The following is a 12162-nucleotide window of genomic DNA, read 5'->3' as shown; positions in this document are numbered from 1 at the left end:
TATTAAATGGGGACAGTCACTCAAATTTCAAGTGACTGTTCATTTGGAATTAAATTAGTCATTTTCAAGGAATGAACGTAAATGCTCAGAACGTGAAGGATGGCGTAATTTACGCAAAGCTTTAGCTTCAATCTGACGAATACGCTCGCGGGTAACATCAAATTGTTTACCCACTTCTTCCAAAGTGTGATCGGTAGGCATATCAATACCAAAACGCATTTTTAAGACTTTCGCTTCACGTTCAGTCAAGTTTTCAAGCACTTCACGCGTTGCTTCTTTCAAGCCTTCTGATGTCGCTGCATCGACAGGTGAGGTGATATTTGAGTCTTCAATGAAGTCACCCAAATGTGAATCTTCATCATCACCAATCGGTGTTTCCATCGAAATAGGTTCTTTGGCAATTTTCAACACTTTACGAACTTTGACTTCATCCATTTCCAGACGTTCGCCTAATTCTTCAGGTGTTGGTTCACGCCCCATTTCCTGTAACAGCTGACGTGATACACGATTGATCTTATTAATGGTTTCAATCATGTGTACAGGAATACGAATCGTACGCGCCTGATCTGCAATCGAACGGGTAATCGCCTGACGAATCCACCATGTTGCATAGGTCGAAAATTTATAACCACGACGGTATTCAAACTTATCGACTGCTTTCATCAAACCAATGTTACCTTCCTGAATCAAATCAAGGAACTGTAAACCACGGTTGGTATATTTTTTGGCAATCGAAATTACCAGACGTAAGTTAGCTTCGACCATTTCTTTTTTGGCACGACGAGCTTTAGCCTCACCGACAGCCATGCGTTTAGAAATGTCTTTGATCTCGCGAACATGTAAATCAAGATCTTGTTCGATATCCGCAATTTTTTGCTGGAATGCCAATACGTCAGGACGGACTTTCTCTAAATAAGAACGAGTTTCAGCAGGCGTTTTAGCAATTTGCTCATCTAACCATGCTGGGTTAGATTCCTGACCTGGAAAGCTCGTGCGGAACTGATTACGATCCATACGACCACGGCGCACGGCATAACGCATAATTTCACGTTCGTTGGCACGAATTTGTTCGTGTGTACCACGAATCATCTCTGAAATAATATCAAATAAACGTGGGGTGAATTTGAACATCATAAATACAGTTGCAAGTGATTCTAGCGCATCTTTGGCTTGTTCACTGCTACGACCATGTTGTTCAATCACAGCTTTAGTATTTTTCCATGCCGCATCTAACTCTTCAAAACGGACTTTGGCTACTTCAGGATCTGGACCAGATTCACCTTCAGAATCATCATCACTTTCAGATTCTTCCTCTTCGTCATCATCATCAAGTTTTACGTCTTTCGTAGTTTTAGATGAAGCTTCTTCATCTTCTTCCAGTTCGGCTTCTTCTTCAAGCACCTCAGGAATGTCTTCATCGGTTTCAGGGTCAAGATAGCCTGAAAGAATATCGGCAAGGCGACGTTCACCTGTCAAAAAGTCATTATATTCTTGGAGTACAACTTCAACGGCATTTGGCCAGTAAGCGATCGAGTGCAAGACATCACGGATACCTTCTTCGATGCGTTTTGCAATGCTGATTTCACCTTCGCGGGTCAGGAGTTCAACTGTTCCCATCTCACGCATATACATACGCACAGGATCTGTGGTACGACCTGGTTCACTTTCAACCGATGCCAATACTGCTGCGGCTTCTTCCTCTGCAACTTCATCGGCTGCTTCAGTAGAGTCGCCAAACATCGTATCATCAGATTCAGGGGCACGTTCATGTACAGGAATACCAACGTCCTGAAGCATCTGAATGATGTCTTCAATTTGTTCGCTTTCAGTGATTGAGTCTGGGAGATGATCGTTGACCTCAGCGTAGGTTAGGTAACCTTGTTCTTTGCCTCGGCTAATCAGAGCCGCTACCTGAGAAGTAGGGGAATGCATATCGCTCATCTTTGCTTACTCTTCGTTGAATCTGTGGCAGTAAAAAACCGTGCATGATAGCACAATTTGCTATAAAAGTTTTCGATTTGATCGTTTACATCTGAATTAAAAAATATATTTGATTTCACAGCTATTTTTTGAATATTGGGTTTGAATTGTTTTTTTCAAGTTATGCCATCCTAAATTTTTCATCAAGAATTATCGATAGAAGTTAGCAAGAGTTTTATAAATATACAAATTTTTTGATGAAAAAAGATACAAATAGTTGTTTGAAAGCAAAAAAAATAAAAAAAACTTGACATGCTTGATCAGGCAAGATAAATAGCGCCTAGACCTATTCACATTTTTTCACTACGAGGTAGTTTTAGTGTCTTCTACAGATTTTGAATTAGATGATAGCTACGGTGATGATGATGATGTTAGTTTTGATGAAGCATCAGGCAAAATCAGTGCAAAAGAGTCATTGGAAAAGCGTCGTTTAATTGATGATCTTTTGGCGCAGCGCCGTTTAGAGCGTGAGTTGAAAGACTTTGAGTATGACTTCGATGATGATCTGGATGATGAAGACTAACAATCAAACGCCGCATAAACATATCTGAAAATGATATGCTATGCGCTATTTTAAATACACTGGATAAACAATGAGTACCTTAGATTTAGATCAATTAAGTGATTATCTGGATGGTGACCAAAACGAACATGGTCTGGACTTTGCGGCAACTCATGGTTTTCTATGTGCAATTGCGGTCGGCCCTCAGTTTGATCGTTGGTTGGATGAACTCTTTGACAGTAATCAGAAAAAAGTTCCTGCTGCCATCATTGAGCAAATTAAGCTTTGGCTAGATTCGATTCGTCAAAATTTAGCCAATGAAGAAGGGATTGAGTTTCCTTTTGAAATTGAAGAAGCCGATGTTGATTCAAGTTTAGGTGACTGGAGCGTTGGTTTTGTCGATGCGATGTTCTTAAATGAAGATGCTTGGTTTACACCTGAATATGAAGACCAATTGGTAGATCTCACTTTACCAATTATGGTGTTTAGTGGAATTGATGAAGAAGATCCGCAAATGGAATCTTTCCGTCGCAATGGTCAGTTGATGGATGAGTTGGCAGAAGAAATTCCAGATAACTTGAATGAATTGTATCTCATGTATCACACGCCTAATTAAATGTTCACTTTACGAAGTGAAGCAAAGCAATCATTGAAAACACCTCAAATTGAGGTGTTTTTTATGCTTATTTTTTAGGGTTAAGTCGCCACACTTTACTGAGTGGATTATCTCCCTTGTTCTGCTGTGCATCTACATATTGTTCTTTTAAGCATTTAATATCATAGTCATGATCATAGAGATGCTCGATTTCAGTAGGTTCAACTGAAAATGGAGGTCCTTCAAAGCTGTTCTGATCATATTCATAACTAATTAGAAACTGTGGTGCTGCCTGACTGATATGAATAAGATGTTGTGTATATCGTTGTCTCATTTCTTTGGGTAGCGCAATCAGAGCAGCACGATCATAAATCGCATCTATCTGCACAAGTTGCTTTTGAGTGAGATCAAAAAAGTCACCGACAAAAATATCGATTTTTGGGTGTGAATAATGAATGAGATTATTTTCTTCTGATATTTTAAAATCAAAATTAAAGTCTGTCGTAAGTTGCTCAATCAATGCAGTAACTGCAATTTGGCTGAGTTCAACTGCGACTACGCGAAAACCTTGTTGTATTAGCCAGCTAATATCCAGTGTTTTACCACTTAATGGAACAAAAACTCGTGCATTTGCATGAAGTTCTAAGCAGTTAAAATATTCAACGAGCAGTGGACTCGGTCTAAATTGGTGAAAACCAATCCGATTTTCTTGCCAGCGTTGATGCCAAAATTCGTGTTGCATATTGATTACCTTGATTTATTGGGCTTATAAAATTTACGATATAACCACCAACCACCCAATAATAAAGTAATTGCTAAAATGATATATCCAACCCGATGCATAATTGTAAACATGAGTTCTTGATTTTCACCAAAATAGAAACCAACACAAGCTAAAAATGTTGTCCAAATTACGGTTCCCACGCTACTGTAAAGCATAAATTTGCCAAAAGGCATATGACTCATACCTGCAGGAATACTAATTAAAGAACGAACAGCGGGAATCATTCGACCAAAAAAAACAATACGGTGTCCATAATGCTCAAACCAATCGAGTGCTTTTTCTAGGTCTTTGGACTTAATAAATAAATATTTTCCGTAACGATCTACCCATTTAAATAGAGCAGCGTGAGGAATTTTACGACCAATTGCATAGAGTACTGCGGCTGCAAGTATTGATCCTAAACTGCCTGCAATAATTACACCCACGATTTGAAGTTGCCCACGAGATGCAGTATATCCAGCACTTGGCATAATGACTTCTGAAGGAATGGGAGGGAAGACATTATCCAGAAACATGAGGATGGCGATACCGAAGTAGCCCAGATTTTCAATCATCTGGATGATCCAATTGTCCATATATTTTCATGAGTAAATAAATTGATCTTAAAGGTTAAGTCGCTGTTTTTAAATATTTCTTATGTAAATAAGTGGACTAAATTTTTTTATACATTTCCCTACATAATCACGCATGTAACTTAAACAATGATCGATTAGGATGAAACATGACAATAACAGGATAAAATTATGCAACAAGGTATGATCATAATGTCTGGCTTAAATTTTAATCTTGTAACCAGTGAAATTGAGCCATATAAATTGTACTTAATTTAATAAAAACAATGAATAAGTTCAATTATTGGCTGTAACCATCATTAAAAGTGAGGTAGGGATATGACACAGATCAAAATCAGAAAAGCGATTAAACAGGACAAAGACTGGATGCTTAAGTTATATCAAAACAACTCAAAACAACAATTGAGCCAAGTTGGAAAAGATCTGGATTCAGGCTTTGTTCAAGATAATCCGCATTTTGATCAACTGCTTCAGCACTGGATTGATGTATCAGCTATTGATGTGGCTGAACTAGATGGACAGTCCTCTGGGTTCTTAGTGATACAACGTGAAATTGAATCCAAAGGACCAGAAATTTTGGCGTATATTCAAGAGCACGCCAATATTTTAATTTTGCAGGAAACACCTTTGGCAGATTTACGCTACGCGGCTTATGGACCAATTTTGGTAGATGATCAGTTTCGCGGCAAAGGTATTGCTAAAGCCTTACATGATCAGGCATTGAAAGATCTAAAAACACAAGGATTTGATGCTATTGTGGCTTTTATTGATACTGATAACCCTGTTTCGCTTAAAATCCATGATGCTCTAGGAATGCATGTTTTAGATAAAGTGGTACTGGCTTCTGGACAATTTTTTATTTTGGGGCAGATGACCTAAGCTGCATTAAAAAAGCCGAAATTTTAAATTTCGGCTTAAAATGATCTCAGTCTAAAAAGGCAACTCAAAGGCGTTTGCGCTTTGCAGCTGCAATTTGTGACTGACGCATACGGAAACCTTCTTTTTGTTTTTCAGATGTTTTATCGATACAGTACACACATGAAACACCATGTTCATAGCTAGCTAGAGCTGATTCTTCTGGGGTAAGTGGCCAACCGCAAGCATGGCATTTGACATTTTGACCTTCTTCTACGCCATGGGTAACCGCAGTACGACCATCAAATACAAAACATTCACCTTCCCATAAGCTTTCTTCGGCAGGTGTTTCTTCCAGATATTTTAAAATACCGCCTTTTAAGTGATAAACCTCGTTAAAACCTTCTTGCAGAAGTAAAGAAGTTGATTTTTCACAGCGAATACCGCCCGTACAAAACATCGCAATTTTTTTGTCTTTGTGCTGTTCAAGATTTTGTTTGACGTATTCTGGAAATTCGCGGAAAGTTTCAGTTTTTGGATCAATCGCGCCCTTAAATGTTCCCGCTTTATATTCATAATCATTACGGGTATCGACTAAGATCACATCGTCACGGCTAATCAGCTCGTTCCATTCTTTAGGATCAAGATAATGGCCGACTAAATCACGTGGTTTGACTTCAACACCTAAGGTCACAATCTCTTGTTTGAGTTTGATCTTCATTTTACGGAACGGTTTTTCTGAACTTTGCGATTCTTTGTACTCCATCGCATTAAAACCTTCACTCAGTAAAAACTGATAAATTTTATCAATGGCTTGTCGATCACCTGCTACTGTGCCGTTAATTCCCTCACTTGCAACGATCAGAGTTCCACACAGATTGATGTTTTTGACTAAATCGAGCAAGCGTTGCTGTAAATCCGCAGCATTGCTCACTTCTTTAAATTGATATAGTGCGGCAACAACCCAATCAGTGGTCGCTTGCTGTTCTACAGGTGCAAGCTGTTCTACAGTAGCGTTCATGGAAAACTCCAAAAGCATGAGAGAAAAATTCTGGCGCGTATTTTAGCGTGAAATACATCATTAGGCGAGAAAGTAATACATTTTATAGGGATTATTTTTTGAAAATAAAAAGAAATTGAATAAAACTAAAATCTTTCACATTACAGTGAGATATGGTGTGCATGGTAAGGCGCAACTGATAATTGTCGTATTTCTATGCAAAATACCAAGTATTGTGGTTAAAATTTTATTGCATACAAGATATAGTATAAGCATATGTCACAGAATGAACTAAAGCCATCCTGATTTAGACTTTAACCAGAGAGATAGATTTTGAGTAATGATCGCCGCATCCCTACGATAACCCCATGTGCAGGACGCTGTTCAACGACGTTTGGGGATAATGTTTGTCGTGGATGTCGCCGTTTCAATCATGAAATTATACGCTGGAATACATTTACGCTTGAACAGCAGCTCAGTATATGGAAGCGCTTGGATTCACAATTAGATCAGATTTTAATTCCCATGCTGCCCAATGCCAATTTAATTGTGGTGATGCAATTTCTAGAGTTAAAGCGTGTTCGTGTGCTTGAACATGCGACGAAAGGGCGAAAGTTATATCATGCGCTGAAACTTTGTGAAAAAAATAAACATCTGGCTGAGGAGAGTGGTCTATCAATTCGTGGGGATCAGGTTAAAGCTATTTGGCAGGAATTTGAAAGACGTATCTTATCATTGGCACAAGCCAGTTATGACTTTGCATGGTTACGCGCAGACGGGATGCGGACTCATTTACTACCTATAGTCGAAGAATCTTAGACTGAGTATGATTACTGTAATTTACCTACAAGTAATTTCAATAGGGCTTTGTTTTGATCCGCTATGTCTTGATTAAAGCCTTCTACCAAAAAACGGCTTATTAAACTTTCAATAAAGTTATAACATAATTCAGTAATCGCATCAGCGTGTTTTAAATTTTGCACTTTGGTTGAAATAAATAAATAAATCCATTGTTTATGAGCTTTAGAAATCTCATGTACTTCATTTTCTTTGATGGTTGACTCAGCCACTGCGCGAATGAATAGACAGCCTTTAAAATGATCTTGTTGAAACCACTGAATATGCCAATCATAAATTTTATCGAGTGCTTCAATGTCCTGTGCTTCACCTACAAAATTTTGTAGGCTTTCTCTAAATCTTTGATCACGTTCTTTGAGTACTTTAAGTACCAACTGTTGCTTATTTTTAAAATACGTATACATCGTGGTTTTAGAACAGCCTGACACGTCCCTAATTAAATCGACCCCAACAGCGCTAAAGTTATCGCGATTAAAGAGTACCTCTGCGGTTGCTAAAATTTTATTTGCAGATTTTGACATGAATAATTTGCTCTTGATTAAAATAGTACAGATCTGTACTATTTTGGAATTATAGCTTGCAGTCATTCTAAAATCAATGAAGGAAATATATTCATGTTTTCAATTTTTATGGGCAAAGAAAAATTGGCACCTAGACCAGCATATGCTGATATCTTAAGAGGTTTAATCGGTGGAACGCTTAGTATTGCTTTGCTATTAGGTTTAGGACAATGGTCTGGTCATCTGTGGATTATGGCACCATTTGGTGCAACCTGCGTGTTGCTTTATGCTGTTTCCCAGTCACCTTTAGCGCAACCGCGGAATATTATTTTGGGGCATTTTGTTTCTGCATTGATTGGTTTGGTTTTTTTAAAAATTTTAGGTAGTCATTTCATAAGTATTGCTTTGGCTGTAGGTTGTGCAATTGCGTTAATGCAATTACTACGTTGTGTACATCCACCTGCAGGTGCAAATCCTTTAGTCATTTTACTCACAGCACAAAGTGTGAATTATTCTTGGGGTTTCTTAATTTTTCCAGTTCTGACAGGAGCGGTTGCATTGGTGGCCATTGCATGGTTAGTAAATAATATTAAAGCAAGCCAAAAATGGCCTTTATATGGTTTGGGGTTTTGGCAGAGTAAATAAGAAATCCCGAATACAGTGATTCGGGAAAAATGAAAAGACTTAAATTTAAATATTATGTTTGATTCGATATTGAACCAACTCTTCAATAGTGATCACAGTAAGGTGATGGGTCTGAGCATAAGCTAAGACTTGAATACCCGATGCCATCGTTCCATCTGGATTTGTTAACTCACATAGCACTCCCGATGGTTTTAATCCTGCAAGTCGAGCAAGGTCAATCGTAGCTTCTGTATGACCACGTCGGCTTAAAATACCACCATTTCTTGCGCGTAAAGGAAATACATGACCAGGACGATTTAGGTCACTGGCAACAGCGCCATCTTTAATCGCGGTATGAATCGTTGTGACGCGATCTTTTGCCGACACACCTGTTGTTACGCCTTGAGCCGCTTCAATCGTCACAGTAAATGCAGTGTGAAACTGGCTAGAGTTATTTTGTACCATTGGTGGTAATTGTAGATGATCTGCAAGATCTTCCGTTAAGCAAAAACAAACAATTCCAGAACCATCACGGATCATGCGGGCCATGGTGTCTACATTTAATGTTTCAGCGGCAACAATCAGATCGGCTTCATTTTCACGATCAAAGTCATCCATCACCAAAACGGGTTTTCCCTGACGGATATCTTCTAGGGCTTGTTGAATACGTTGTTCGGCAGGGGATAGGGCTGAAAAGAAAATTTCAGGTTGAATCAAACTAGACATATGAAATGCTCTCGTAAAGTTACGGTTAAACATTTCAGGACTGATGCAGAAATAGGGTCGTAACAATAGACCAGAGTTGATCTACTGTGGAACGTCGTCTTCTTTCATCCGGACTATACCGTCGGCTTTGGATTCGCACCAAATCTGCGATTGATCATATAAAATCAATTGCTCGCGGGCTTACTCGTGGTGAGTTTACCGCCGGTGGGGAATTACACCCCGCCCTGAAGCGATGTTCCATAATTATAGTCTTTTTCAACTAAAAAACGAGATCTTTTTTAGAACAAGAGTTTCAAAGCATATTTGAAAGAAGTATAAAAAAGCCCGTCTATGCGGGCTTTTCAAATATCTTGGACTGTTAAGCCACTTGAACTGGAATACAGTTTGCTGTGTGATTCACAGTGTTATCTGGATTCGCATATACCAAACGTGGTTTATGAGCATTCGCTTCGGCTTCAGTAAAGTCACCAAAAGTTGCGATAATCACCAGATCACCCACATCAGCTTGATGCGCTGCGCCGCCATTGACTGAAATAATACCTGAATGGTCTTCACCACGAATCGCATATGTTGCAAAGCGTTTGCCGTTGGTGACGTTCCAGACATGGATTTCTTCGTATTCGCGAATCCCAGCTAAATCCATTAATACGCCGTCAATTGCACAAGAACCTTCATAGTGAAGTTCGGCATGCGTAACCACTGCACGGTGAATTTTGCATTTTAATAAACGAGATAGCATGGCTAGCGTCTCCTGAGTTGACCTAAGCGTATGATCTTAAGGTTAAAACCTAATCTGACTTTTTGAGTCGGCATTTGCATGCGCATTTTGCTCTTAAAAAGAGCATATGGCAAGCGGGAATATTCAACAAATCATGTTAATTGGGTTTGTAAGCATTGATTTGATTCATTGCCTGTGAAAATTGGCCATCGACCATTAATTCCACTTTAGATAACGCATGATGAATCGCATCATCCATTAACTGTTGTTCATCTTTCGGTGCTTTACCCAGTACATGTCCTGAAACACGCTCTTTAGAGCCGGGATGACCAATACCAATACGTAACCGATGAAAATTTGAACCGATATGGGGGACAATGTCACGCAGACCATTGTGACCACCATGTCCACCACCGCTTTTGAGACGAATAATGCCTGGATCCATGTCCAGTTCGTCATGAGCAATTAAAATGGATTCTGGGGTAATTTGATAAAATTTGGCAAAGGGAACAACACTTTGACCGGATCGATTCATAAACGTAGTCGGGATTAATAGGCGAACATCATGTCCTTCTATTGTACCACGTCCAGTATAACCGTTAAATTTTGGATCTTTTTTAAGGGTAATGCCATATTGATCTGCAAGCTGTTCAACAAACCAGAAACCTGCATTATGGCGAGTTTGGGCATATTCCGTACCGGGATTGCCCAAACCAACAATTAGCGAAATATTTGACACTAATTTACGCTCAACAACTTACGCGCGTTTAAAGTCTGCGTGCATTGGTGTGTTTTTAGCAGGATGACGTTGTAACGCTTGGATTTTAACGTTTTCAACTTTATCACCAATTTTGATTTCAATAACTTCTTCAAAAAAAGCATTGTTTTCTAAAGCTTTTACAACTTCACGAAGTTCTAAAGTTACTGCTACAGGCTCTGCATTACCACCGTAGATGATAGCAGGAATCAATGCTTCATGACGAAGGCGGCGGCTCGCACCTTTCCCTTGTTTGTCTTCAGCGCGCGCTTGAGCGTTTAATACGAAGTTTGCCATGAGAAAATCCTCATTAAGGTTTAAATAAACTAAACTTGCGACCAGTTTAGTGATAGAAAACCCTAGCCAAAGCTAGGGTTTGAAAAAAGCTGCGCTATTATAGATAACTATCGAACATTGCGCTAATAGATTCTTCGTTATTAATACGACGAATTGTTTCAGCGACCATGCCAGCAACAGAAACCTGACGAATCTTGCCTAGATTTTGTGCTTCGACAGAAAGAGGAATTGTGTCAGTTACGACTAATTCATCAATCACAGAATTTGTAAGATTTTCGATCGCTTTACCTGAAAGTACTGGGTGAGTTGCATATGCAATCACACGGCGCGCACCAAACTGTTTTAGAGCATCAGCAGCTTTACACAATGTACCAGCAGTATCTACCATATCATCGACAATGACACAGTCACGATCTTTTACATCACCAATCAAATGCATCACTTGGGATTCATTGGCTTTTTGACGACGTTTATCGATAATTGAAAGATCAATATCGCCCATTTGCTTGGCGACTGCACGAGCACGAACAACACCACCAACATCTGGTGAAACGACCATTAAATTATGATGTTGCTGTTGACGTAAGTCAGCCAACAAAGCAGGAGTACCATAAATGTTATCGACAGGAATATCAAAGAAACCCTGAATCTGGTCAGCATGTAGGTCGATCATCACCACACGGTCAATACCGACTGTAGTCAGCATATCTGCAACTACTTTTGCGGTAATAGGAACGCGAGTTGAACGTGGACGACGGTCTTGACGGGCATAACCAAAATAAGGAATCACAGCCGTAATACGTCCTGCACTTGCACGACGTAATGCATCTGCCATAACCAGAATTTCCATCAGGTTATCATTGGTTGGTGCACAGGTAGGCTGAACAATGAAAACGTCTTTGCCACGCACATTTTCAGTAATTTCGACAGTGATTTCACCATCAGAAAATTTACCTACAGCAGCAGCTCCCAAAGGGATGTGCAAATGACTAACGACTTTTTGAGCAAATTGTGGATGAGCAGTTCCACTAAAAACGACAAGATTGGGCATGAAGCACCTGAGCGAGGATTACGTGAAGCAACGCTTCACCCGAGCGCAAGGGAAAAAACGATGATTTTCCAAAGGGGTTAAGCAATGCTTCGCCCGAGCGCAAAAGAAAAATAGTTAGTTTTTCTAACGGGTAGTTTAAAGAACAATCTGTTATATGGCAGGGGCGGCTGGATTCGAACCAACGGATGCCGAGATCAAAACCCGGTGCCTTACCACTTGGCGACGCCCCTAATGCGGCAGAACTTTAATGGTTTTACCTGTTTATGTCAAGAAAATTCAACAAAAAACAAAGTAAATAACCTGTCTGACATTTAATGATGTAAATGGCAGGGGCGGCTGGATT

Annotated in this window: 15 protein-coding genes, 1 tRNA gene and 1 riboswitch; of the genes, 5 read left to right on the top strand and 11 right to left on the bottom strand. The window is 39.5% G+C overall.

Annotated features, from left to right (window positions below; translation table 11 throughout):
- Positions 1 to 54: 54 nt before the first annotated feature.
- The gene (rpoD, locus tag A7A69_RS12100) at positions 55 to 1941 is read right to left on the bottom strand and encodes an RNA polymerase sigma factor RpoD (protein ID WP_120368727.1); all 1887 of its coding nucleotides are present in this window, start codon (positions 1939 to 1941) and stop codon (positions 55 to 57) included.
- Between the two features lie 358 nt (positions 1942 to 2299).
- On the opposite strand from rpoD, the gene A7A69_RS12090 reads away from it, so the two are divergent.
- On the top strand, positions 2300 to 2503 hold the full coding sequence (locus A7A69_RS12090) for a PA3496 family putative envelope integrity protein (protein ID WP_120368728.1): 204 nt from the start codon (positions 2300 to 2302) through the stop codon (positions 2501 to 2503).
- 70 nt (positions 2504 to 2573) lie between these two features.
- On the top strand, positions 2574 to 3098 hold the full coding sequence (locus A7A69_RS12085; protein ID WP_120368729.1) for a YecA/YgfB family protein: 525 nt from the start codon (positions 2574 to 2576) through the stop codon (positions 3096 to 3098).
- 67 nt (positions 3099 to 3165) lie between these two features.
- Here the strand turns inward: A7A69_RS12085 and tmpT are convergent, their stop codons facing one another.
- Positions 3166 to 3819 carry a thiopurine S-methyltransferase gene (gene tmpT / locus A7A69_RS12080; protein ID WP_152877796.1) on the bottom strand — a complete coding sequence of 218 codons (654 nt, stop codon included), beginning with the start codon at positions 3817 to 3819 and terminating at the stop codon, positions 3166 to 3168.
- Between the two features lie 5 nt (positions 3820 to 3824).
- Entirely contained in the window at positions 3825 to 4436 is a 612-nt protein-coding gene (locus A7A69_RS12075; protein ID WP_152877794.1) for a DedA family protein, read from the bottom strand.
- Between the two features lie 315 nt (positions 4437 to 4751).
- Here A7A69_RS12075 and A7A69_RS12070 point away from each other — a divergent pair, with 315 nt between their 5' ends.
- Positions 4752 to 5312 (top strand): GNAT family N-acetyltransferase, encoded by a 561-nt coding sequence (locus tag A7A69_RS12070; protein ID WP_151980078.1) that lies wholly within the window; start codon positions 4752 to 4754, stop codon positions 5310 to 5312.
- Positions 5313 to 5376: 64 nt separating this feature from the next.
- Here the strand turns inward: A7A69_RS12070 and trhO are convergent, their stop codons facing one another.
- The gene (gene trhO / locus A7A69_RS12065) at positions 5377 to 6309 is read right to left on the bottom strand and encodes an oxygen-dependent tRNA uridine(34) hydroxylase TrhO (protein ID WP_120368735.1); all 933 of its coding nucleotides are present in this window, start codon (positions 6307 to 6309) and stop codon (positions 5377 to 5379) included.
- A 312-nt stretch (positions 6310 to 6621) separates the two neighbouring features.
- Between trhO and A7A69_RS12060 the strand changes: the two genes are divergently transcribed.
- Positions 6622 to 7107: a DUF1289 domain-containing protein gene (locus A7A69_RS12060; protein WP_004990639.1), complete on the top strand. Its 486-nt coding sequence runs from the start codon at positions 6622 to 6624 to the stop codon at positions 7105 to 7107.
- An 11-nt stretch (positions 7108 to 7118) separates the two neighbouring features.
- On the opposite strand, the gene A7A69_RS12055 is transcribed toward A7A69_RS12060, so the two are convergent.
- Positions 7119 to 7667, bottom strand: coding sequence for a TetR/AcrR family transcriptional regulator (locus A7A69_RS12055; RefSeq protein WP_152877792.1), 549 nt, complete (start codon positions 7665 to 7667; stop codon positions 7119 to 7121).
- 93 nt (positions 7668 to 7760) lie between these two features.
- Here A7A69_RS12055 and A7A69_RS12050 point away from each other — a divergent pair, with 93 nt between their 5' ends.
- Positions 7761 to 8291: an HPP family protein gene (locus A7A69_RS12050; RefSeq protein WP_152877790.1), complete on the top strand. Its 531-nt coding sequence runs from the start codon at positions 7761 to 7763 to the stop codon at positions 8289 to 8291.
- Between the two features lie 45 nt (positions 8292 to 8336).
- On the opposite strand, the gene ribB is transcribed toward A7A69_RS12050, so the two are convergent.
- The 6 genes from ribB to A7A69_RS12020 form a co-directional block, all read right to left on the bottom strand.
- Entirely contained in the window at positions 8337 to 8996 is a 660-nt protein-coding gene (ribB, locus tag A7A69_RS12045; protein ID WP_120368736.1) for a 3,4-dihydroxy-2-butanone-4-phosphate synthase, read from the bottom strand.
- A gap of 92 nt (positions 8997 to 9088) precedes the next feature.
- Positions 9089 to 9231: riboswitch (FMN riboswitch) on the bottom strand.
- Positions 9232 to 9354: 123 nt separating this feature from the next.
- Complete coding sequence (gene panD, locus A7A69_RS12040; protein ID WP_120368737.1) at positions 9355 to 9735, bottom strand: aspartate 1-decarboxylase; 381 nt, start codon at positions 9733 to 9735, stop codon at positions 9355 to 9357.
- Positions 9736 to 9871: 136 nt separating this feature from the next.
- A complete protein-coding gene (gene pth / locus A7A69_RS12035; protein ID WP_187349222.1) occupies positions 9872 to 10453 on the bottom strand; it encodes an aminoacyl-tRNA hydrolase in 582 nt (193 codons plus the stop codon).
- An 18-nt stretch (positions 10454 to 10471) separates the two neighbouring features.
- Complete coding sequence (gene rplY / locus A7A69_RS12030; protein WP_152877788.1) at positions 10472 to 10768, bottom strand: 50S ribosomal protein L25; 297 nt, start codon at positions 10766 to 10768, stop codon at positions 10472 to 10474.
- Between the two features lie 97 nt (positions 10769 to 10865).
- A complete protein-coding gene (locus A7A69_RS12025; protein WP_120368740.1) occupies positions 10866 to 11819 on the bottom strand; it encodes a ribose-phosphate pyrophosphokinase in 954 nt (317 codons plus the stop codon).
- Between the two features lie 155 nt (positions 11820 to 11974).
- Positions 11975 to 12049 (bottom strand) — tRNA-Gln (locus A7A69_RS12020).
- Between the last annotated feature and the right edge of the window lie 113 nt (positions 12050 to 12162).

The sequence above is a fragment of the Acinetobacter guerrae genome (genome assembly GCF_009372255.1).
Classification (GTDB): Bacteria; Pseudomonadota; Gammaproteobacteria; order Pseudomonadales; family Moraxellaceae; genus Acinetobacter; species Acinetobacter guerrae.
This window is presented reverse-complemented; position numbering and strand designations above follow the sequence as displayed.